At 71.1% G+C, this 19,677-nt stretch carries 14 protein-coding genes and 1 pseudogene; 8 read left to right on the forward strand and 7 right to left on the reverse strand.

Translation table 11 applies throughout. The annotated features are described in order from the left end of the window. Positions 1 to 107 precede the first annotated feature (107 nt). Together ACZ7L0_RS25855 and ACZ7L0_RS25860 are read right to left on the reverse strand one after the other, a co-directional pair. On the reverse strand, positions 108 to 737 hold the full coding sequence (locus tag ACZ7L0_RS25855) for an MBL fold metallo-hydrolase (RefSeq protein ID WP_471244931.1): 630 nt from the start codon (positions 735 to 737) through the stop codon (positions 108 to 110). Beyond that, positions 737 to 1,822 carry an S-(hydroxymethyl)mycothiol dehydrogenase gene (locus tag ACZ7L0_RS25860; RefSeq protein WP_471244932.1) on the reverse strand — a complete coding sequence of 362 codons (1,086 nt, stop codon included), beginning with the start codon at positions 1,820 to 1,822 and terminating at the stop codon, positions 737 to 739. The genes ACZ7L0_RS25855 and ACZ7L0_RS25860 overlap by 1 nt, the downstream gene beginning before the upstream one ends. 161 nt (positions 1,823 to 1,983) lie before the next feature. Here ACZ7L0_RS25860 and ACZ7L0_RS25865 point away from each other — a divergent pair, with 161 nt between their 5' ends. Then, the gene (locus ACZ7L0_RS25865; RefSeq protein ID WP_471244933.1) at positions 1,984 to 3,741 is read left to right on the forward strand and encodes an ABC transporter ATP-binding protein; all 1,758 of its coding nucleotides are present in this window, start codon (positions 1,984 to 1,986) and stop codon (positions 3,739 to 3,741) included. 116 nt (positions 3,742 to 3,857) lie between these two features. Then, positions 3,858 to 4,223 (forward strand): nuclear transport factor 2 family protein, encoded by a 366-nt coding sequence (locus ACZ7L0_RS25870; RefSeq protein ID WP_471244934.1) that lies wholly within the window; start codon positions 3,858 to 3,860, stop codon positions 4,221 to 4,223. Positions 4,224 to 4,277: 54 nt separating this feature from the next. On the opposite strand, the gene ACZ7L0_RS25875 is transcribed toward ACZ7L0_RS25870, so the two are convergent. Together ACZ7L0_RS25875 and ACZ7L0_RS25880 are read right to left on the reverse strand one after the other, a co-directional pair. Further along, the gene (locus ACZ7L0_RS25875; protein ID WP_471244935.1) at positions 4,278 to 5,252 is read right to left on the reverse strand and encodes a CU044_5270 family protein; all 975 of its coding nucleotides are present in this window, start codon (positions 5,250 to 5,252) and stop codon (positions 4,278 to 4,280) included. Continuing rightward, the gene (locus ACZ7L0_RS25880; RefSeq protein ID WP_471244936.1) at positions 5,245 to 5,793 is read right to left on the reverse strand and encodes an RNA polymerase sigma factor; all 549 of its coding nucleotides are present in this window, start codon (positions 5,791 to 5,793) and stop codon (positions 5,245 to 5,247) included. Before ACZ7L0_RS25880 ends, ACZ7L0_RS25875 begins: the two co-directional genes overlap by 8 nt. Positions 5,794 to 5,899: 106 nt before the next feature. Between ACZ7L0_RS25880 and ctaD the strand changes: the two genes are divergently transcribed. From ctaD to ACZ7L0_RS25900, 4 genes are all read left to right on the forward strand, one after another. Further along, positions 5,900 to 7,516: an aa3-type cytochrome oxidase subunit I gene (ctaD, locus tag ACZ7L0_RS25885; RefSeq protein ID WP_471244937.1), complete on the forward strand. Its 1,617-nt coding sequence runs from the start codon at positions 5,900 to 5,902 to the stop codon at positions 7,514 to 7,516. Then, positions 7,513 to 7,869 (forward strand): hypothetical protein, encoded by a 357-nt coding sequence (locus ACZ7L0_RS25890; protein WP_471244938.1) that lies wholly within the window; start codon positions 7,513 to 7,515, stop codon positions 7,867 to 7,869. Before ctaD ends, ACZ7L0_RS25890 begins: the two co-directional genes overlap by 4 nt. 136 nt (positions 7,870 to 8,005) lie before the next feature. Continuing rightward, positions 8,006 to 8,413 carry an effector-associated constant component EACC1 gene (locus tag ACZ7L0_RS25895; RefSeq protein ID WP_471244939.1) on the forward strand — a complete coding sequence of 136 codons (408 nt, stop codon included), beginning with the start codon at positions 8,006 to 8,008 and terminating at the stop codon, positions 8,411 to 8,413. Beyond that, positions 8,410 to 12,879 (forward strand): caspase, EACC1-associated type, encoded by a 4,470-nt coding sequence (locus tag ACZ7L0_RS25900; RefSeq protein ID WP_471244940.1) that lies wholly within the window; start codon positions 8,410 to 8,412, stop codon positions 12,877 to 12,879. The genes ACZ7L0_RS25895 and ACZ7L0_RS25900 overlap by 4 nt, the downstream gene beginning before the upstream one ends. A gap of 3 nt (positions 12,880 to 12,882) precedes the next feature. Here the strand turns inward: ACZ7L0_RS25900 and ACZ7L0_RS25905 are convergent, their stop codons facing one another. Then, on the reverse strand, positions 12,883 to 14,850 hold the full coding sequence (locus ACZ7L0_RS25905) for a ricin-type beta-trefoil lectin domain protein (RefSeq protein WP_471244941.1): 1,968 nt from the start codon (positions 14,848 to 14,850) through the stop codon (positions 12,883 to 12,885). Positions 14,851 to 15,095: 245 nt separating this feature from the next. Between ACZ7L0_RS25905 and ACZ7L0_RS25910 the strand changes: the two are divergent. Beyond that, a pseudogene (locus ACZ7L0_RS25910) lies at positions 15,096 to 15,639 on the forward strand (glycosyltransferase); the annotation flags it as partial. A gap of 2 nt (positions 15,640 to 15,641) precedes the next feature. Here the strand turns inward: ACZ7L0_RS25910 and ACZ7L0_RS25915 are convergent. Next, positions 15,642 to 16,301, reverse strand: a complete 660-nt coding sequence (locus ACZ7L0_RS25915; protein WP_471244942.1) for a TetR/AcrR family transcriptional regulator — start codon at positions 16,299 to 16,301, stop codon at positions 15,642 to 15,644. Between the two features lie 137 nt (positions 16,302 to 16,438). Here ACZ7L0_RS25915 and ACZ7L0_RS25920 point away from each other — a divergent pair, with 137 nt between their 5' ends. Then, positions 16,439 to 17,698, forward strand: a complete 1,260-nt coding sequence (locus ACZ7L0_RS25920; RefSeq protein WP_471244943.1) for a YncE family protein — start codon at positions 16,439 to 16,441, stop codon at positions 17,696 to 17,698. Positions 17,699 to 17,749: 51 nt separating this feature from the next. Here the strand turns inward: ACZ7L0_RS25920 and ACZ7L0_RS25925 are convergent, their stop codons facing one another. After that, complete coding sequence (locus tag ACZ7L0_RS25925) at positions 17,750 to 19,609, reverse strand: endoglycosylceramidase (RefSeq protein WP_471244944.1); 1,860 nt, start codon at positions 19,607 to 19,609, stop codon at positions 17,750 to 17,752. Positions 19,610 to 19,677: the final 68 nt, after the last annotated feature.

A 19,677-nucleotide genomic window follows, 5' to 3' on the forward strand; every position in this document is an offset into this window, starting at 1 on the left:
GTCGGAGAAGCCGGACATCTCCTGTCGCCATTTCCGCGTCGGCGTGCCGTGGTGTCTCAGCGGCGCGGCCTTTCGTTCAGGTCCTTCGACTCCGGCGGGGCCCGGGGTCAGTGGCCGCGCTCGATCCACTCCTCCAGGTGGGGCGCCTCGGCTCCGATGGTGGTCGGATCGCCGTGGCCGGTGAGGACCTTGGTCTGCGGGGGCAGGGTGAGGAGGCGGTCGCGGATGGAGTCGATGATGGTCGGGAAGTGGGAGTAGGAGCGGCCGGTGGCGCCGGGTCCGCCCTGGAAAAGGGTGTCGCCGGTGAAGACGGCGCCCAGCCCGGGGTCGTACAGGCAGACCGCGCCGGGCGCGTGGCCGGGGGTGTGCAGCACGGTGAGGTCGGCGCCGGCCGCCTCGATGACCTGGCCGTCGGCCAGGTGGGCGTCGGGCTCCCGGTCCGGGTGGGTGAGCTGCCAGAGGGGGAGGTCGGCGGGGTGCAGCCAGATCGTGGCGCCGGTGCGGTCGGCGAGGGCGGGCGCGGCGTCGACGTGGTCGTTGTGGGCGTGGGTGCACACGATCGCCGTCAGGCGGCGGTCCCCGACGGCCTCGGCGATGGCGTCGGCGTCGTGGGCGGCGTCGATGACGATCACCTCGCGGTCGTCGCCGACGATCCACACGTTGTTGTCGACGTCCCAGGTGCCGCCGTCGAGGGTGAACTGCCCGGAGGTGACGAGGCGTTCGATGCGCGCGGCCATCAGAGCACCACCACCGAGCGCAGGACGTCGCCCTGGTGCATCCGCTCGAAGGCCTTCTCCACCTCGTCGAGCCGGATGGTCTCGGTCACGAACTGCTCCAGCGGCAGGCGCCCCTGCAGATGCAGGTCGATCAGCAGGGGGAAGTCCCGGGAGGGCAGGCAGTCGCCGTACCAGGAGGACTTCAGCGCCCCGCCACGCCCGAACACGTCCAGCAGCGGCAGCTCCAGCTTCATCTCCGGGGTCGGCACCCCGACCAGGACGACCGTCCCGGCCAGGTCGCGGGCGTAGAAGGCCTGCTTGTACGTCTCCGGGCGGCCGACCGCCTCGATGACGACGTCCGCGCCGAAGCCGCCGGTCAGTTCACGGATCGCCTCCACCGCGTCCTTCTCGCGCGAGTTGACCGTGTGGGTGGCGCCCAGCTCGCGGGCCTTGTCCAGCTTGCGGTCGTCGATGTCCACCGCGATGATCTTCGCCGCTCCCGCCAGGTGCGACCCGGCGACGGCCGCGTCCCCGACTCCGCCGCACCCGATGACCGCCACCGAGTCACCCCGCCCGACGTTCCCCGTGTTGATCGCGGCACCGATCCCGGCCATCACCCCGCACCCCAGCAGCCCCGCGACCTGCGGCGAGACCGCCGGATCGACCTTGGTGCACTGACCGGCCGCCACCAGTGTCTTCTCCGCGAAGGCACCGATCCCCAGGGCCGGGGACAGCTCGGTACCGTCGGTCAGGGTCATCCGCTGCTTGGCGTTGTGGGTGTCGAAGCAGTACCAGGGCCGCCCGCGCAGACACGCCCGGCACTGACCGCACACCGCACGCCAGTTGAGGACCACGAAGTCACCCGGCGCGACATCGGTGACGCCCTCGCCCACCGACTCCACCACACCCGCCGCCTCATGACCGAGCAGGAAGGGGAAGTCGTCGCTGATCCCGCCCTGCTTGTAGTGCAGATCGGTATGACAGACCCCGCAGGCCTGGACCCGCACCACGGCCTCTCCCGGCCCCGGGTCCGGAACGACGATCGTCTCGACCCGCACCGGCTGGTCCTTGCCCGGTGCGATCACGCCGCGTACTTCCTGCGCCATGGTCCGGCTCCTTCCGTCGATACTCCTGCTCCGGCGACCCTAGCGCGCGAATGATCGGTAACCGCGGCGAGCACGGCGCAGCTCACGGACAACTTTCCGCGCCGGACGCGACGGCCGACATAGCCTGAGGTCCGCCGGCCTCATCGAGGACAGGGAGCACTGTGAGCGACGCAGCGAGGGAACCGAAGGAGCCGCCCGCGTGGCGGCTGCTCCTCGGCTATGTACGGCCCCACCGCCGGGCCCTGTTGGCGGGCGCGGTGCTCTCGCTGGTCACCGGGGGGACCGGGCTGCTGCTGCCGCTGGTGGCGCGGGGGCTCATCGACGACCTGTCGCACGACCGGTCCATCACCGGCCCGTTGCTGGTCATGGCGGGCCTGGTCGTCGCCAACGCGGCGGTGGGCGCGCTGGGTTCGTACGTGCTGCGCCGCACCGCCGAGTCGGTGGTGCTCGGAGCGCGGCGCACCCTGTCGTCGTACCTGCTGCGTCTCAAGATCACGGCCGTGGACCGCAGCGAGCCGGGCGATCTGATGGCCCGGATCACCTCCGACACCACCCTGCTGCGCGAGGTGACCACCGAGTCGCTGGTCGCCCTCGGCACCGGCGGGCTCACGCTCCTCGCGACGGTGGTGATGATGGCCCTGGTCGACCCCGTTCTGCTGGCCGTCACGCTGGCGGTGGTCCTGGGCGCGGGCACCGTGCTCGGCGCGATCGTGCCGCGCATCAACAAGGCGAGCCGGCAGGCGCAGGACGCGGTCGGGGTGATGGGCGCCTCGCTGGAGCGGATCCTCGGCGCGCTGCGCACGGTGAAGGCGTCCGGCGCCGAGCACCGGGAGGAGGCCACGCTGCACGCGGCGGCCGAGGAGTCGTGGCGGCAGAGCGTGCGCGCCGCCAAGTGGTCGGCCGCGGCGGGCAACACGGCCGGGCTGGCCATGCAGGGCGCCTTCATCACCGTCCTCGCTGTCGGCGGGGCACGGGTGGCGACGGGCGCGATCGACGTGGGCACGCTGGTGGCGTTCCTGCTGTACGTCTTCTACCTGATGGCGCCGATCCAGGAGGTCGTCGGCGCCATCACCCAGTACCAGACGGGCGCCGGGGCGCTCGCCCGGATCCAGGAGGCGCTGCGGCTGCCGGCCGAACCGGCCTCGGCGCCCGCCCCGTTGCCGTCCGCCGGGGCCGAGCCTGCGGCGCTCGCCTTCACGGACGTGCGCTTCCGGTACGCCGACGACCTGCCGTACGTCCACCACGGGGTCAGCTTCGAGATACCGGCCCGGGGCATGACGGCGTTCGTCGGACCGTCCGGCGCGGGCAAGACGACCGTCTTCTCCCTCATCGAGCGGTTCTACGACCCCGACTCCGGCGAGATCGCCCTGGACGGCGTGAGCCTCGCGGACTGGGAGCTGCCCAGGCTGCGCTCCGCCATCGGGTATGTGGAGCAGGACGCCCCGGTGCTGTCCGGCTCGCTGCTGGACAACCTGCTGCTCGGGAATCCGGAGGCGTCCGAGGACGAGGTGGCGCGGGTGGTGAAGACGACCCGCCTGGACGGGCTGACCGCCCGGCTGCCGCGGGGCCTGGAGACACTGGTCGGGCACCGGGGGACCAAGCTGTCGGGCGGGGAGCGGCAGCGGGTGGCCATCGCCCGGGCACTGCTGCGCCGACCGCGGCTGCTGCTCCTGGACGAGGCGACCTCCCAGTTGGACGCGGTGAACGAGGCGGCCCTCAGGGACACGGTCGCCGACGTCGCGCGCTCCACCACCGTGCTGGTCGTCGCACACCGGCTGTCCACCGTGACGATGGCCGACCGGATCGTGGTCATGGACGCGGGGCGGGTGCGCGCGGTGGGCACGCACCGGGAGCTGGTGGCGGCCGATCCGCTGTACGCGGAGCTGGCGGCGACCCAGTTCCTGGCCACGGCGGACTGACGCCCGCCGGCTCGCCGGGACTGCGCTTGCCGAGGCCGCTGAGGCGGAGGAGTCTCGAAGGAGGGGTCCCCAGCGGCCCGTTCCCGCATGGGCCGCGGCCCTCGAAGGAGGTCACCATGGGCACTGCGGCAGGCTCCGCCTTCGACACCGAGACACTGCGCCGGGGCATAGAAGGGAACACCGGGAACACACTGCTGTCGCTCTACACGGACGACGCGGAGATCCGCATCGTCGACCGCAACACCCAGCCCAGCCATCCCAAGGTCCTGCACGGCCGGTCCGAGATCGCCGAGATGCTCGACGACGTCTACGGCCGCGACATGACGCACAAGCTGGAGCGGTGCGTCGTCCAGGGCGACGGCGCCGCCTTCAGCGAGTCCTGCGAGTACTCGGACGGCGTCAAGGTCCTCGCCGAGTCGATGATCACGCTGCGCGACGGGAAGATCGCCGAGCAGATCATGATCCAGGCCTGGGACGAGTAGGGAGGAAGACCGCGAGGGTCCGGGCCGGCGCCCGGCCGGCCCGGACCTTGGTGATCAGCGCATCCAGGCGCTGTACTCCATGACGTCCCCGGCCTTGAGACCGTACTCGGGATCGGCCCTGGTGGCCGTGAACTCCAGGCCGAGGACGGTGCCGGTGGCCGGGTCCATGATCAGCATGCGGCGGGCGGCCTCGCCGTCGTAGACGTACGCCTGGCCGGGCCGCCCGAGCCGGTCCGTCACCTGCCCGACGGGCCTGAGGCCGCCGGTGTCCGCCAGCAGCCGGACGAGGGCCGCCGACTCGCGGGCACCGAGCGTCCAGTGGTCCAGCAACGCGTGGACGGCGTCGAGGAGTTCGGGTGTGGTCGGGGACTCGGTGCGGGCGGTCTCCGTGAGGTAGGCGCGCAGCCGGGCGACGTCGTGCGGGGGCCGTGCCTCGGGCGGGGCGTCGCTCCAGCTCGGCGGGTAGGTCCGCCTGCTGATGACGTGGCCGTCCGCCACCTGGCGCGGCTCGTCGCCCTCGTCGGTGAGGACGGGGTGGCCGGGGTGGAGCGGGTCGGTCGCCACCACGAGCTCCGTGTGGCTGTCGTCCGCCCGCCACCGCACGACACGTTCCTCGGGCAGCGTGACGGGCGGCTTGTCGTCGCTCATGCCCATGCTCCAGGTCTGCACATGGGTGCCCTTGCGCAGGACCGGGGAGCCGTCGGACGCGGCCGTCCCGGCCAGTTCGGCCAGCTGTTTCAGCGGTACGGGCGTGGAGCCGGCCCGCACCACCAGCGGGCGGGGCGCGGCCACGGCGGGGGTGGTGCTCGGGCCGCCGACCAGCACCGTCAGGGCGGTCGCCACGACGACGGCGGTGGCCGCCAGGGCCCACGCCAGGCGGACGTACGGACGGCGGCGCCCGGTGCGGGGAGCGTGCAGCAGCCGGTCGAGGTGCCGCTCGGCACGGTGGTCCAGCGGGCCGTCGCCGAAGTGGGGGCCGTCGGCGGGCACCGGGTTGGCGCTGCGCAGCAGTTCGAGTTCGTCAGCCATGGCCGTGTTCCTTGGAGGGTGTCGCCGCGGCAGCGCAGGCGGGTTGCAGGCGGTCGATCTCGGCTCTGAGCCGGCGGCGGGCCCGGTGCAGGCGCATCGCCGCCGCGCGTCGGCCGCAGCCGAGGGCGACGGCGACCTCGTCGATGTCCAGTTCCTCCCACGTGGTCAGCCGCAGCACCTCCTGGTCGCCCGGGGTCAGCCGGGCCAGTGCCTCGTGCACCCAGGCGCCGGGGCTCTCGGTGTCGGGGCTGTCCACGATCTGCCGTCCGTGCGCGGTCTCGTCGTTGCCCAGGCGGTCCACCAGGCGGCGCCGGCGCCCGTACCCGCGTACCGCGTTCGCCAGGCAGTTGCGTGCCACCCCGTACAGCCAGGGCAGCGGTGACGGCGGCAGGTCCGCCCGGCGCCGCCAGGCGACCGTGAACACCTCTGCCACCACTTCCTCCACCTCGCTGGTCCGCCCGTCCAGTCGCCGCGCGACATAGCGGCTGACCGCCCAGTAGTGCTCGCGATAGGCAGCGGCGAATATCTCGTCGTTGCTCATGTTCGGTTCGTGTCCGGCACCGTCCGGATCGTCACACCCATGTCCGTGATTCTCGTCGCGTCGCCCGAGTGTGACCCGCGTGCGGGGGCCCGGACACAGGCGGGGTATGAGCGACAACCTCAAATGGCTGACCACCACGGACCACAAGACGATCGGCACGCTGTATCTGGTGACGGCGTTCTCGTTCTTCTGCGTCGGTGGCGTGATGGCGCTGTTCATGCGTGCCGAGCTGGCCCGGCCGGGCCTGCAGATCATGTCGAACGAGCAGTTCAACCAGGCGTTCACGATGCACGGCACGATCATGCTGCTGATGTTCGCGACGCCGCTGTTCGCCGGCTTCGCCAACTGGATCATGCCGCTGCAGATCGGCGCGCCGGACGTGGCCTTCCCGCGGCTGAACATGTTCGCCTACTGGCTGTACCTGTTCGGCTCGCTGATCGCCGTCGGTGGTTTCCTCACCCCGCAGGGTGCGGCCGACTTCGGCTGGTTCGCCTACGCCCCGCTGTCGGACGCGATCCGCAGCCCCGGCGCCGGCGCCGACATGTGGATCATGGGTCTGGCCTTCTCCGGCTTCGGCACCATCCTCGGCTCGGTCAACTTCATCACCACGATCATCTGCATGCGCGCACCGGGCATGACCATGTTCCGCATGCCGATCTTCACCTGGAACGTGCTGCTGACCGGTGTCCTGGTCCTGCTGGCCTTCCCGGTGCTGGCCGCCGCGCTGTTCGCCCTGGAGGCGGACCGCAAGTTCGGCGCCCATGTCTTCGACGCCGCCAACGGCGGATCACTCCTGTGGCAGCACCTCTTCTGGTTCTTCGGCCATCCAGAGGTGTACATCATCGCCCTGCCGTTCTTCGGCATCATCAGCGAGGTGATCCCGGTCTTCTCCCGGAAGCCGATGTTCGGCTACATGGGTCTGATCGCCGCGACGATCTCGATCGCCGGTCTGTCCGTGACGGTGTGGGCGCACCACATGTACGTCACCGGTGGCGTGCTGCTGCCGTTCTTCTCCTTCATGACCTTCCTGATCGCGGTCCCGACCGGGGTGAAGTTCTTCAACTGGATCGGCACCATGTGGAAGGGCAGCCTGTCCTTCGAGACCCCGATGCTGTGGGCCACCGGCTTCCTCATCACGTTCGTCTTCGGCGGACTGACCGGCGTCATGCTCGCCTCACCGCCGCTGGACTTCGGCGTCTCCGACTCGTACTTCGTGGTGGCGCACTTCCATTACGTGGTCTTCGGCACGGTCGTCTTCGCGATGTTCTCCGGCTTCCACTTCTGGTGGCCGAAGTTCACCGGCAGGATGCTCGACGAGCGCCTCGGCAAGATCACCTTCTGGACGCTGTTCGTCGGCTTCCACGGCACCTTCCTGGTCCAGCACTGGCTGGGCGCAGGCGGCATGCAGCGCAGGATTCCGGACTATCTCGCGGTCGAGGGCCTGACGACGCTCAACACCGTCTCGACGATCTTCTCCTTCCTGCTCGGAGCGTCCCTGCTGCCGTTCTTCTACAACGTCTGGAAGACCGCCAGGTACGGCGAGAAGATCGAGGTCGACGACCCCTGGGGCTACGGCCGCTCGCTGGAGTGGGCCACCTCCTGCCCGCCGCCCCGCCACAACTTCGTCGCCCTCCCGCGGATCCGCAGCGAGTCCCCCGCCTTCGACCTGCATCACCCTGGAGTGGAAACCCCGCTGCCCGGACGGGAGTTGACGGCGCCATGACGACCAGGGACGACCACTCCCCCGACGCGCGGACCCTCGTCCACGAGATCGAGGGCCATCTGCTGATCGCGGCCGCCCGCGAGGAGGGCCGTACGGCCGCCGCCCGGGCCGCCGTCGGGCTCGGCTGGCTGACGGACACCCAACGGGCGGCTCTGGAGCGGCAGTTGGAGGCCGAGTTCCTGGCGCTGGCCCGCACCTCATGGCGCCGCACCGCCCAGCGCGGCGAGGAGCTGCGCCGGTCCTACGAGACGGCGTACCACGCCCTGCGCCGACGGCTGCTGGCCTGGTTCCTGCTGGGATGCGCCCTGCTGGCGGCGACGGGACTGGTGGTGCTGTCCCTGCCCCGGCGGTGACTCGTTCGGGTCACGTGCCTCACGGATCCCGGGTCAGGCTCCGCCAACTCCCCTACCCTGGTGCCCGACAGCGGTACCGGCGTCGGTTCGGTGTGCGCCGGAGGATGCAGGATCGGGGGAACCTGTGGACGTACGCGTGGATGTCCGTGTCGGTGACGATGCCGACGGCGGTGTCACCACCGGTGTCGACGCCGACGAGACGCGCTCGCTGCTCGCGTGGCTCGCCGGGGAGGACGAACTGCGGGGCAGAGTCACCCCGCACGAGAGACCACCGGTGCCCGGCACGCTGGGGCCGGTACTGGACGGCCTGGTGGTCGCGCTCGGCTCGGGCGGGGCGGCCACCGGACTCACCACCGCCGTGGTGGCATGGATCCGCAACCGTCACGCCGACGTCACCGTCAAGGCGACCCGGCCCGACGGCGCCTCGCTGGAGATCTCCACGAAGCTCGTCGGACCGATGACCCCCCAGGAACTGCGGGCCTTCGTGGCCGACACGTCCCAGATGCTCGACGGCGGCCGGGAACCGGACGGCAGCGGGTTATGACCAGGCCCGTCGTGCCCCCGGCCAGGTCCCGTCCCACCACCGCGCTGGCGTCCTCCGGCGCCCGGGTGCTCCTCATCGGCACCGGCACGCACCACGGCCCGACACTGACGTCCGTACCGGCGGTGGCCCGCAGCATCGAGGCCCTGGCGGACGCACTGGTCGAACACTGCGGAGTGACCCTCGACCGGCTGCACACCCTGGTGGACCCGGCGGACGCCCGGACGATGGCGCTGGCGATCGCCGACGTGGCACAGCAGGCGGAGAGCACCCTGCTCGTGTACTTCGTGGGGCACGGCCTCATCGGCCCCGGTGACGAGCTGTACCTCGCCGCCTGCGCCACCGACCGGCTGACCCCAGGTCTCGCCGCGCACCAGGCGCTGTCGTTCTCGGCGCTGCGCGAGGCCCTCACGATGTGCCGCGCGGCGTCGGTGATCGTCGTCCTGGACTGCTGCTTCTCCGGACGGGCCCGGCTCGGCGCCGGTGTGCCGCGGCCCGCGGCCTTCAGCCTGCCCGCCGGTCACGGGATGTACCTGATGGGCTCGGCCGAGCAGCTCGCGCTGGCCCCCGACGGCGCCGAACACACCGCTCTGACCGGTGAGTTGATCGGCCTGCTGAAGGAAGGCGAACCGCGCGCGCCGCGGTTGCTCACCCTGGACGACGTCTACGACCACCTGTTCCGTGCGCTGCGGGCACGCGGTGGGCCGCTGCCGCGCCGCCAGGCCGGCGACCGCTCCGGCGGGCTGGTCGTCGCCGTCAACGCCGCCGCGCCGGCGCCCGCCGAACCGGGCGGCGCCGCGGCCGAGGAACCGGCGCCGGGCCCCTGCCCGTACCCGGGCCTCGAACCGTTCACCGTGGACGACGCCGGGTTCTTCCACGGCCGGGACGAACTGGTCGACGAACTGCTCCACGCCTGCGTCCGGGCCGTGGAGCAGGGCCGGCCGCTGGCCGTGGTCGGGCCGTCCGGTGCCGGCAAGACCTCACTGCTGCACGCCGGTCTCCTCGCCGCCCTGCGGACCGGAAGCCCGCTGCTGCCGGGGTCGGCCGCCTGGCCGTGCGTCGTCCTCGCCCCCGGCCAACACCCCGCTCGCAGTCTGGCCGCCGCGCTCCGTACCGACGGCGCGGGTGAGGCGGCTCTTCTGTCCGAGGATCCCGGGGTGGCCGCCGAGTGGGCCCGCGACCTTGTCCCAGAGCGTCAGCGGCGTCTGGTCCTGGTCGTGGACCAGCTGGAGGAGCTCTTCACCGCCTGCCGCAACCGGTCCGAGCGGACGACGTTCCTCACCGCGCTGGCGGCCATGGCCGAGGCCGGGACCCTCGTGGTCGCCGCCCTGCGCGCCGACTTCTACGGACACGCCCAGACCCTGCCCGAACTGGCCTCGGTGCTGCGCGAGAACCAGGTGCTCGTCGGGCCGATGCGCCAGGAGGAGCTCAGGGCCGCGATCGAGCGCCCGGCCGGGGCCGTCGGTCTGGAACTCGACGAAGGACTGGCGGACCTGCTCATCCACGAGCTGGGGGCCGCCCGGCTGGCCCAGTCCCAGACCGGAACCCTGCCGCTGCTCTCCCACACCCTCTGGGCGACCTGGCGGCAGCGGCGCGGCAGCCGCCTGACCGTCGCCGGCTACCGCAGCAGCGGCGGCATCGACCACGCCATCAAACAGACGGCCGACGAGACGTACGGGCTCCTGGACGACGCGGGCCGTGCCGCCGTACGCCGGATGCTGCCGCGTCTGGTGCGCATCGACGACGAGGCGCCCGACACCAGCCGCCCGGTCGACCGGAGCGAGCTGCTGGACGGCCTGCCCGATCCGCGGGCGGCCGAGCGGGCCCTGCACCGGCTGGCCGCGGCGCGGCTGCTGGTGCTCGACGAGCGGACCGTGCGCATCAGCCACAACGCCCTGCTGACCGCCTGGCCGCTGCTGCGCGAGTGGATCGACACGGACCGGGAATGGCTGCGCACCCGTCAGGAGGTCGCCGTCGATGCCGATGCCTGGTGGCGGGCGGGCAAGGACACCTCGTTGCTCTATCGCGGCGCCCGGCTCGCCGCCGCCCGTGAACGCCTCGGCATCACCGACGACCGACTGGAGCCGCGGCTCACGGAGTTCCTGCACCGGTCGTGGCTCCAGGAACGCCGTGGGGTGCGCATACGCACGGCCGTCATCGCCTGCCTGTGCGTGCTGACCCTGCTGGCCGGGACGGGCGGAGTCCTGGCGTGGATGTCGGGGCAGCGGGAGGCGGATCAGCGGCGGCGGGCCGTCGCCCGGCTGATCAACTCCGAGGCGGACAGACTGCAGGAGAGCAGGCCGGAGCTGGCCAAGCAACTCAGCATGGTCGCCCATCGGTTGGATCCGCGCATCGGCACGGCGTCCATGCTCGCCAGTATGGATCTGCCGGGCGTCTTCCAGGGCTCCGCCCCCGCCGACGACATCTCGCTCAGCGCCGACGGCAACAGGATGGCGATCGCCACGGGTTCCGAAGTCGCATTGTGGGACACGGCCCACGGTGCGGGACTGGGACACATCGGCCAGCCGCGGACCGGAGCGGTGGCGCTCAGCCCTGACGGGCGGCTCGTGGCCGCCGTGCGAGCGGGTGCCAAGGCCGGCGGTCGGCTGGGGCTGTGGGACGTCACCGCGCCCCGGCACCCCCGCCGCGTCACCCTCCCCGTGCGACAGACGACCGGGGACCTGTCGTTGGCGATCAGTCCGGACAATCGCCTGCTCGCCGTCGGCCGCGTCGACGGAGGCATCCGGCTGTGGGACATCGCCGACCGGTCGGCCCCGCGCCCTGTGCGCACCTTGAGCGGGCACACCGGGGACGTCGACTCGCTCGCCTTCGCGCCGTCCGGGCGTCTTCTGGCCAGCGCCGGCCGTGACGGCAAGGTGCGGCTGTGGGACACATCGGACCAGCGGCACACCGCCGCGCGGGCGGTCCTTCCCGGTCTCAGGCCGCACTCCGTCGACTACGACCTGGCCGGCAAGCCGCTGCACCGGGTGGTGTTCAGCCCGGACGGCCGGCTGCTGGCCGGTCCGGGGGACGGGGAGAAGTACGGTGTCCGCCTGTGGAAACTCCGGGGCCGGGGACAGCCGACGCTGGCGGGCACGGCGAAGGAAAGCTGGATGACCTCCTGCGCGATGAACCTGGCTTCCGCCGCGTTCAGTCCGGACGGGAAGACTCTCGCCACCGGCTGCGGGGCCTCCACCGCTCTCTGGGACGTCACCTCACGCCATAACCTGGTGAAGTCCGCCGAGCTGGGAAAGATCGCGAACGCCGACAAGACGACGGGTCCGGTGCTCTTCACGCCGCGCGACCAGTTGCTGCGGGCCACCAAGCACGGAGTCCTGTCGTGGTACGTGGAGAACAGGACGCGGCCCACCGCGGCGTCCAGCTTCGGACCGGCCCCGTCCGGCTTCCAGACGACCGCGAGGTTCAGCGGCGGGGCCCGGCGGCTGCTCGTCATCCACGGTGCCAACGGCGGTGCGTTGTGGGACCTGAGCGGTTCCGCGACGCTCCACAAGAGGCTGGCCCAACTGCCGGGCAGTGGGGACATCGGCGCGGAGGGAGCCGCCTTCAGCCCGGACGGGCGGATCCTGGCTCTCAGCGAACTGAGTGGTACCAAGCACGTCGTCCGATTGCGCGACACCAACCGGCACGGCGCACCGGTCATCGCCACCATCAGGGACGTGACCAGCGGCGTCGAGGACATCTCCTTCAGCGCGGACGGACACCTGCTGGCCGTCGTCGACAACAACGACAAGAGCACCCCCGGGGTGAGAGAGCAGTCAGCCGTCAGGGTGTTCGACATCACCGACGTCTCGCGCCCCCGGCAGACCGCGTCCATGGAGGGCCACTTCTTCTTCGTCGCCTTCGCCCCCAAGGGCCGGCTCCTGGTCGCCAACGCCCCTGACGAACTGCTCTCCTGGTCACTGACGAACCCGCGGCGTCCGGTGTCCCAGCCGACCCGGTTGCTCACACCGGGCGCCATGGTGTCGGAGGCCGCCTTCCGCCCGGACGGAAAACTGCTCGCCGTCACCGACAGCGAGGACACCACTCGCCTCTGGCGCGTCGAGGACGGCCGGATCACCGACGAACCCGTCGTGATGCGCACGCTCGACTCCGACGGAAGCGTCACCTTCAGCCCCGACGGCAAGACCCTGGCCTGGGCAAGCTCCGCAGACCACGAGGGTGGCATCGGCGGCCACATCGAGTTGTGGGACGTCAGCGACCCGAAGGCTCCGGTCTACCAGGCCTCGTTCGCCTACGGCACCGGCGGCCTCGGGGGCGAATTCGGGAGCCTGTCGTACAGCTCCCAGGGAGAGCCCTTCCTTGCCGCCACCGGCGCCACCGTAGACGTGTGGTCCACCGAACCCTCGGACCTCACCTGGCTCCTTTGCAGAAGCGTCGGTGATGTGATCACCCAGAAGGAGTGGACCACCTACGTACCCGGCGAGCCGTACGACCCACCGTGCCGCTGACCGTCAGTTCAACGACCATTTCTGGTTGTCGGCGCCACCGCAGGACCACAGGACCATCGGCGTCCCGTTCGCCGTCCCCGCGTTGTTCGCGTCCAGGCACAGGCCCGCGTTGACGTTGGTGATCGTGCCGTCGGCGTTGACGTTCCACTTCTGGTTGTTCTGGCCGTTGCAGTCCCAGATGACGACCTTGGTGCCGTTGCTGGTGCCGAGGTTGTGGGCGTCCAGGCACTTGTTGCCGTACAGCACGAGTTCCTTGCGGTCGGTGTACGTCCAGGACTGGTTCTGGCCGCCGTTGCAGTCCCACAGCTCGGCCTGGGTGCCGTTGGTGATGGTGTTGTTGTAGATGTCCAGGCAGCGGCCGGACTGCTTGCCGACGGCCTGGGTGCCGCTCGCTCCGGGCAGTGGTCGGACGGTGATGGAGTCGAGGGCCGGGGCGCCGGTGAAGGTGAGCTTGTTGGTGGAGCCCTTGGACAGGCCGACCGCGACGGAGACCGTGCCCGCGCTCGATCCGGTCGGCGGGAAGGAGACCGTGGTGCTGCCCTGGCCGTTGACCTGGAGCGTGGCCGTGCGGGCGGTGGAGGCGGTGTTGGTGTAGGAGACGTCGACGGTCTTCACGCCGGTGCTGCCGGCGACCACGCCGGTGAAGCCGGCCGTACCCGTGTACGTGCTGCTCCCGGCCTCGGTGCCGCCGGTGACCGTGAGCATCACCGAGCCGCCGGCCGGGACGCTGGTGGTGTAACTCGTGCCGTGGCTGCCCAGGTTGGAGCGGGCCCACAGGTCGCGGACGGTCGCGGAGGCGTTGGTCAGGCCGAGGTCGGACCAACGCACGGTGATGTCCCTGGCGGCGGAGGTGCGGTTGAGCAGGACGACCGCGCGGTTGCCGGTGCCCGACAGCACCTTGCCGTACACCTGCGCCCCGGTGGTGTCCTCGGCGAGCTTGACGCCCTGCAGTCCGCGCGTGTCCTGGTCGACCGCGATGACCTCGGGGTTCTTCAGGACGGCGGCGGTCTCCGAGGTCATCGTGGTCAGGTCGTTGCCGGCCAGCAGCGGGGCGCCGGAGATCGCCCACAGGTTCATGTGGGTGCGGTTCTGGGCGGCGGTGAAACCGTCCATGCCGACCATCAGCATGTCCGGGTCGTTGTAGTAGCCGGTGTGCTGGGCCGTGGGGCGCAGGGTCTGGTCGAAGTTGGACAGCAGGTTCGTCATCGAGGGCTTGTTGCCGTAGTAGATGATGTCGGTGCTGGTCCGCCACATCGGGGCCTGGCCCGGCGCCCAGTTCCAGGGGTTCTGGTAACCCCAGTTGCAGATGGAGAGGGTGAGCGGCCGGCCGGTGGCCGCCGAGGCCTTCGTGACCGCGCCGCTGATCGCCTGGTACGTCGACGCCGCGTCGAGTTTCTCGGCGTCACCGCCGCACCAGTCGACCTTGACGAAGTCGAAGCCCCACTTGGAGAACTGCAGCATGTCCTGGTCGTAGTGGCCCTCACTGCCCGAACCCGGCGCGGCGGGGCGGCCGGTGGGGAAGTAGTAGCCGCAGCCGTCCTTGCCCGCGTCGGTGTAGATGCCGGCCTTGAGGCCCTTGCTGTGGATGTAGTCGGCGATGGCGCTCATGCCGCCGGGCCACTCACCGGTGTCGACCGTGATGTTCCCGGCGCTGTCGCGGGTGCCCTGCCACCAGCCTTCGTCGATGTTGATGTACTTGTATCCGGCCGCCGGCAGGCCCGCGGCGACGAACGCGTCGACCTGCCGCTTGATGACGTTGTAGTCGATCTTCGCGGCGAAGCTGTTCCAGGAGGCCCAGCCCATGGGGGCGGTGGGCACGGCGATCTGACGGGTCGTCGCCGCCTGGGCCGTGCCGGGCTGGGCGAAGAGAAGAGCGGCGGTCGCGGTCAGGGCCAGGACGAGGGCGCGTACGGCGGCGGCTCTGCACAGTCGCACCAGAGCGCTGCCGGTGGATCGGGGTGGGGGGTACATGCGGCTCCTACGGGGCGTCATGAGCGTCGATATTTCGAACAAGGATCGGCAGTCCGAACGCGTCGCGCGCCGAACGTAGAGCCGCCGGAGGTCGAAGTCAACGGATGCGACAGGAGTGACGGCGGAGAGGGCGGAAGGCCTGAAATCGGCGGTCCCGCCCAGCGGTTCGCCCCGCGCCCGGTGCCGCGCCGCCATACTGGCCCGGCGTTGCGGGGGTTTTCCGGAAGCTCTTCGATCGCTGGCGGGGGCTGGCTACCGTCCGCCGCATGCCGGTGGAATGTCTGGGGCTGTACCTGCAACCGCCGGCCCACACAAGGGAGTTCGCGCCGCCGGTGCTCGGGGGCGGCTCCTGGGGCGGGGCCGGGAACCGGATCGCCGGGCACGGGGTCAACCTGGCCGTGGAGCGGGTCTTCGCCTCCGCGGTGCCCGAGGCCCGACGCCGGACGGTTGAGCGCACAGGTCCCGCACTCGGCGCTGTTCCCGCACATGGGCCGCGGTCGTGCACCGCGCGGGCGCGGGGACGACCGCGGCCGGACTGCGGGCCGGGGGTCCCGGCCGTGCCCTCCCGGTCCAGTTCGACGAGGGCTTCTGGTCCGCCCGCCTGGTCGCCCTCGGCGTGGCCCCGGCCGCGGTGCCGCGGTGCGGCCAGACCGTCGACACCCTGTCAGCGGCTCTCGTCCGCGCCGCCCGCCAGGACACGGCGAACGGGCATGCTCCCTGGGCGCCCGGATCCGGGCGGAGGACGGAGCGGCGCCGGTGAGGGAAGCGGTGGACCGGCTCGCCGGATGAGCTCAGCTCTCCCCGCCCCACCCCCGCGGCCGCAGGATTCCCAGGAGTTGCCGGACCAGTTCGTCGACCACCTCGTCCAGGGTGGCGTCCACCCAGCCCGCGCTCCAGTCGTGCAGGAGGCCGTTGACACTGCCGATGAACGCGGTGGCGGCCAGGTGGTAGTCCCGGGGTGCCGCCTCCCCGCGTGCCGCGGCGGCCGTCGCCTCGGAGCAGATCAGGTCGACCCAGCGGGCGCGGCGGGCGAGCCGCTGCTCCTCCAGGCGCGGGCTGACGCCGATGATCTCGACGAAGGTGATGCGGATGCGACGCGGGTCGGAGGTGACGTCGCGGGCGTAGGCGCGGAAGAGGACGGTGACGCGCTCGGCCAGCGGCAGCGTCTCCGCCTCCGCCAGGGCCTCCAGCACCGCCTGTTCGGCCCAGTCGTTGACCTCCAGGTGGAGCGCGGCGAGCACGTCCTCCAGGGTGCGGAACTCCTCGTAGAACTGCCGGGTGGACAGCCCCGCCGTCTGGCTCAGCGCGGCGACGGTCGTCGCGCGGAAGCCGGGGCTGTCGCCGAACAGCTGGAGCGCGGCCTGAAGGAAGCGGCGGCGCCGCTCGGCCTTGCGTTCCTCGGCGGACCTGCCGCCGTAACGGCCCGTCGGCGCCCTGAGCCTGCCCGCCACGCTTCCCCCTTTGTCATCCACCCCGGGGCCAATCTTGTCGTGCACGCATCTTGTCGAGAAGGCCGCCCCCTCCTTACTTTTCAGTAAGTTGACTGTGAAAGCACCCGTGTTCAGATTTCTCAGAGGAGAGAGCAGTCATGCCTGCCTTCCGATCCAGGCACCTCGGCTCCCTGGCCGCCGCACTCGTCCTGACCGTCGTCGCACCCGCCACCGCCGCCTCTGCCGCGTCCACCGCCTCGGACGCCTCCGCCCTGCGCGAGGTGCTCTTCGTGGGCAACAACTGGGAGGGCACCGCGGACGTCATCAAGTCCTCCGGCGACTTCGCGAAGGTGGGCCGGATCAACGTCATCCCGGACAAGGACCAGCGGATGGCGGAGATCAACGCCGATCCGATCAAGTGGATCTACTTCCAGGCCATCCGCAACAGCGTCGGCGAGGGCCACGACCAGTTCGTGGACGACATGTACTCGACGCCCGACGGCAAGTCGGTGGTGGTCTCCCGGCCGAGCTTCGCCGACGTGGTCTCGATCGACCTGGCCACCGGGAAGATCAACTGGCGTTTCCCGGTGTCCGGTTACCGCGCCGACCACATGGCCGTCTCCCCGGACGGCACCCGGGTCGCGGTCTCCGCCTCCACCGCCAACACCGTGCACGTGCTGGACATCAGCACCGGCAAGCAGCTCGGCTCGTTCGCCACCGGCGACAAGCCGCACGAGAACATCTTCAGCAGGGACGGCAAGTACATCTGGAACATGGCCATCGGGGACGTCAACACCTCCCTCGACGACCCGGCCTGGGACTGGACCAAGGGCGACCGCCACATCACGGTGGTGGACGCGACGACGTACAAGCAGGTCAAGGTCATCGACATGCGCAGCCGGCTGGACGCCTACGGCCTGAAGGACTTCTCCGACGCGGTCCGCCCGGCGGTGTTCTCCCCCGACGAGTCCAAGCTGTACTTCCAGGTGTCCTTCTTCAACGGCTTCCTGGAGTACGACGTCGCCACCGACAAGATCACCCGGATGAAGACCCTGCCGAAGAACCCGGCGACCAGCGAGGACCGCACCACCTGGGTCAACGACTCGCGCCACCACGGCCTTTCGATGAACCCCTCGGGCACCAAGCTGTGCGTGGCGGGCACCATGGACGACTACGCCACCGTCGTCGACCGCGCCACCCTCCAGGAGGGCCCGCTGGTCACCGCCTCCAAGCCCTACTGGGCCACGGTCAGCGGCGACGGCAAGGACTGTGTCGTCTCCGAGAGCGGCGCCGACCAGGTCACGGCCATCGACTTCGCCACCGGCAAGAAGGTGACCTCCGTGGCGGTGGGCGATCATCCGCAGCGGGTCCGGGTGGGCCATGTGCAGACGGACTGGACCGGCCCGTCCGGCGGTTGAGGTCCTTGTGCGGCCTCCGGGGCGGGTGCGCGCCCCGGAGGCCGCCGCGGGTCAGAAGCGGGCCGCCGCCCACGCCGCCAGCTCGGACTTCGCCGCGCCGAGCAGGTCGGCGGACGGTGTGCTCGTCGCGCCGTTGGTCACCAGCGCGTAGTGCGGGGCACCGGAGTCGGTGTCGGTGAGCAGCAGGCGGCGGCTGCCCGTGCCGCCCGGCTCCGGTGCCACGCCGACCGGGGTCGAGGCCGTGTACGCCGGCGGCGCGTACGTGGTGCCGAGGTCGGAGACGACGGTGGTCGCGGCGGTGGGGAAGGACGCCGGGAGGTGCAGTTCGGTGGGTGCCGTACCGCTGTCCGAGCGCCACACCAGCAGTCCGTACTGGCCGGAGCCGACCAGCCGTGACACGTTGGGCAGCGAGCTCGGCACCGGGTTCCAGGTGAGGGTGGTCGAGCCGTCGCGGGAGCGGTCCTCGTAGGTGAAGGCGAGCGTCGTGCCCGCCGTCGCGCCCGGATAGAGCCGGTCGAGGAGCCGGGCGTCCTGGCGCAGCGTCGCCGTGCCGGAGTCGTCGAGCCGTACGGCGGAGAGGTCCTCGTCGTTCCAGGCGTCGCCGGAGGTGCGCACCTTGTCGGGGTTGTCGTTCATCAGCTCGTGGTGGCGGCCGTTGTAGAGGTCCCACTGCCACTGGGTGCCGGACAGGACCGGGCCGGAGGAGGCCGGGTTCGACCACCAACTCGCCCCCGGCAGACGGGAGTCCAGGGCCTGGTACATCGCCTTGAGCACGGTCGGCGCCTTGTCCGCCACCGTGCCCGACAGCGGGTGCCCGAACTCGCTGACCAGGGCGGCGGTACCGGCGGCGGAGGCCCGGTCGCGGACGCCCGCGAAGTCGGTCGCGTACTGGCCGTCGCCCGCCTTGCCCCACATCAGGATGCCGGAGATGGCCTTCTGGTCGTAGAAGTGGGTGTTGAAGACGTAGCGCGAGCCGAGCGTGCCCGCGTCCAGCAGGCCGCCCTCCTGCTTCTGGGAGGAGATGTTGGAGTTCCAGAAGAGGTTGGGCTCGACGAGGACGGGCCTGGCCTGCCAGCCGGCCGCGTCCATGCGGGCCCGGAACTTCTGGTAGAAGGGCCACAGCAGGTCCCGTTCCCAGGTGCGGCTGGTCTGCCCGGACTCGTATGTGCCCGCGTACGGCTCGTTGTACGGGTCGAAGCCGACGACGCCCGCGAACTCGGCGTCGGTGAGGTGCTGTCGGACGTATGCCAAGGTCTGCTGGGCGGTGGCGAGGAAGGCGTCCTGGAGGCCGTAGGCGTTGTGCCAGAAGTCGTACTGCGCCTTCGTCACGGCCGAGTTCTGGGTGATGTTCTGGCCCCAGAAGAGGCAGATCCCGCAGGACTCAGCAGGGTAAATCCCGGCGCTCACGGCCCACTTGGGGGCGCCGTCGCCCGTGTACCAGCTTCCGGTGTTGAAGAGGTGGCGGGAGTAGAGGTCCTGGTGGAAGTCGGGGTAGACGCGGATGCCTGCGTCGAGGAAGGCGCGCATCTGGTCGGTGGCGGCGGCCAGATAGGCGGTGTCGACCTGGCCGCGCACGGGCTCGGCGTGCGCCCAGGAGAGCAGGAAGCGGACCGCGTTGCCGCCGCCGAGGGCGCGCAGTGCGGTCGCGGACTTCCTCGCGTCGGCGACCGAGGCGAAGGGCAGGCCGCCGTTCTCCTCCAGCTTGGTCTCGCCGGAGACGTTGTAGCCGCGCAGTACGACCTCGCGGCCCTGGCCGTCGGTGAAGCGGCCGTTCTGCACGGTGAGGGAGGTGCCGTCGAACCAGAGGGAGTCGGCAGGGGTGGCGGCGGTGGCGGGCTGGGCGCCCGCCACCGTCAGGAATCCACAGAGGACAACCAGGACAACGATCAGACGCGCCCGGATATTCGACATGTCCACTACAGTCCGGCGATGTCAAGACACAGTCAACACCTCTGACTCTGGAGTAAGTTCGGGCTCGG

The organism is Streptomyces sp. NPDC039424, from assembly GCF_055639495.1.

Coding starts and splice junctions, on each gene's coding strand:
- ACZ7L0_RS25905 (WP_471244941.1), bottom strand. CDS start 14,850: ATGTACCCCCCACCCCGATCCACCGGCAGCGCTCTGGTGCGACTGTGC.
- ACZ7L0_RS25855 (WP_471244931.1), bottom strand. CDS start 737: ATGGCCGCGCGCATCGAACGCCTCGTCACCTCCGGGCAGTTCACCCTC.
- ACZ7L0_RS25890 (WP_471244938.1), top strand. CDS start 7,513: ATGACGACCAGGGACGACCACTCCCCCGACGCGCGGACCCTCGTCCAC.
- ACZ7L0_RS25900 (WP_471244940.1), top strand. CDS start 8,410: ATGACCAGGCCCGTCGTGCCCCCGGCCAGGTCCCGTCCCACCACCGCG.
- ACZ7L0_RS25880 (WP_471244936.1), bottom strand. CDS start 5,793: ATGAGCAACGACGAGATATTCGCCGCTGCCTATCGCGAGCACTACTGG.
- ACZ7L0_RS25870 (WP_471244934.1), top strand. CDS start 3,858: ATGGGCACTGCGGCAGGCTCCGCCTTCGACACCGAGACACTGCGCCGG.
- ACZ7L0_RS25920 (WP_471244943.1), top strand. CDS start 16,439: ATGCCTGCCTTCCGATCCAGGCACCTCGGCTCCCTGGCCGCCGCACTC.
- ctaD (WP_471244937.1), top strand. CDS start 5,900: ATGAGCGACAACCTCAAATGGCTGACCACCACGGACCACAAGACGATC.
- ACZ7L0_RS25925 (WP_471244944.1), bottom strand. CDS start 19,609: ATGTCGAATATCCGGGCGCGTCTGATCGTTGTCCTGGTTGTCCTCTGT.
- ACZ7L0_RS25860 (WP_471244932.1), bottom strand. CDS start 1,822: ATGGCGCAGGAAGTACGCGGCGTGATCGCACCGGGCAAGGACCAGCCG.
- ACZ7L0_RS25875 (WP_471244935.1), bottom strand. CDS start 5,252: ATGGCTGACGAACTCGAACTGCTGCGCAGCGCCAACCCGGTGCCCGCC.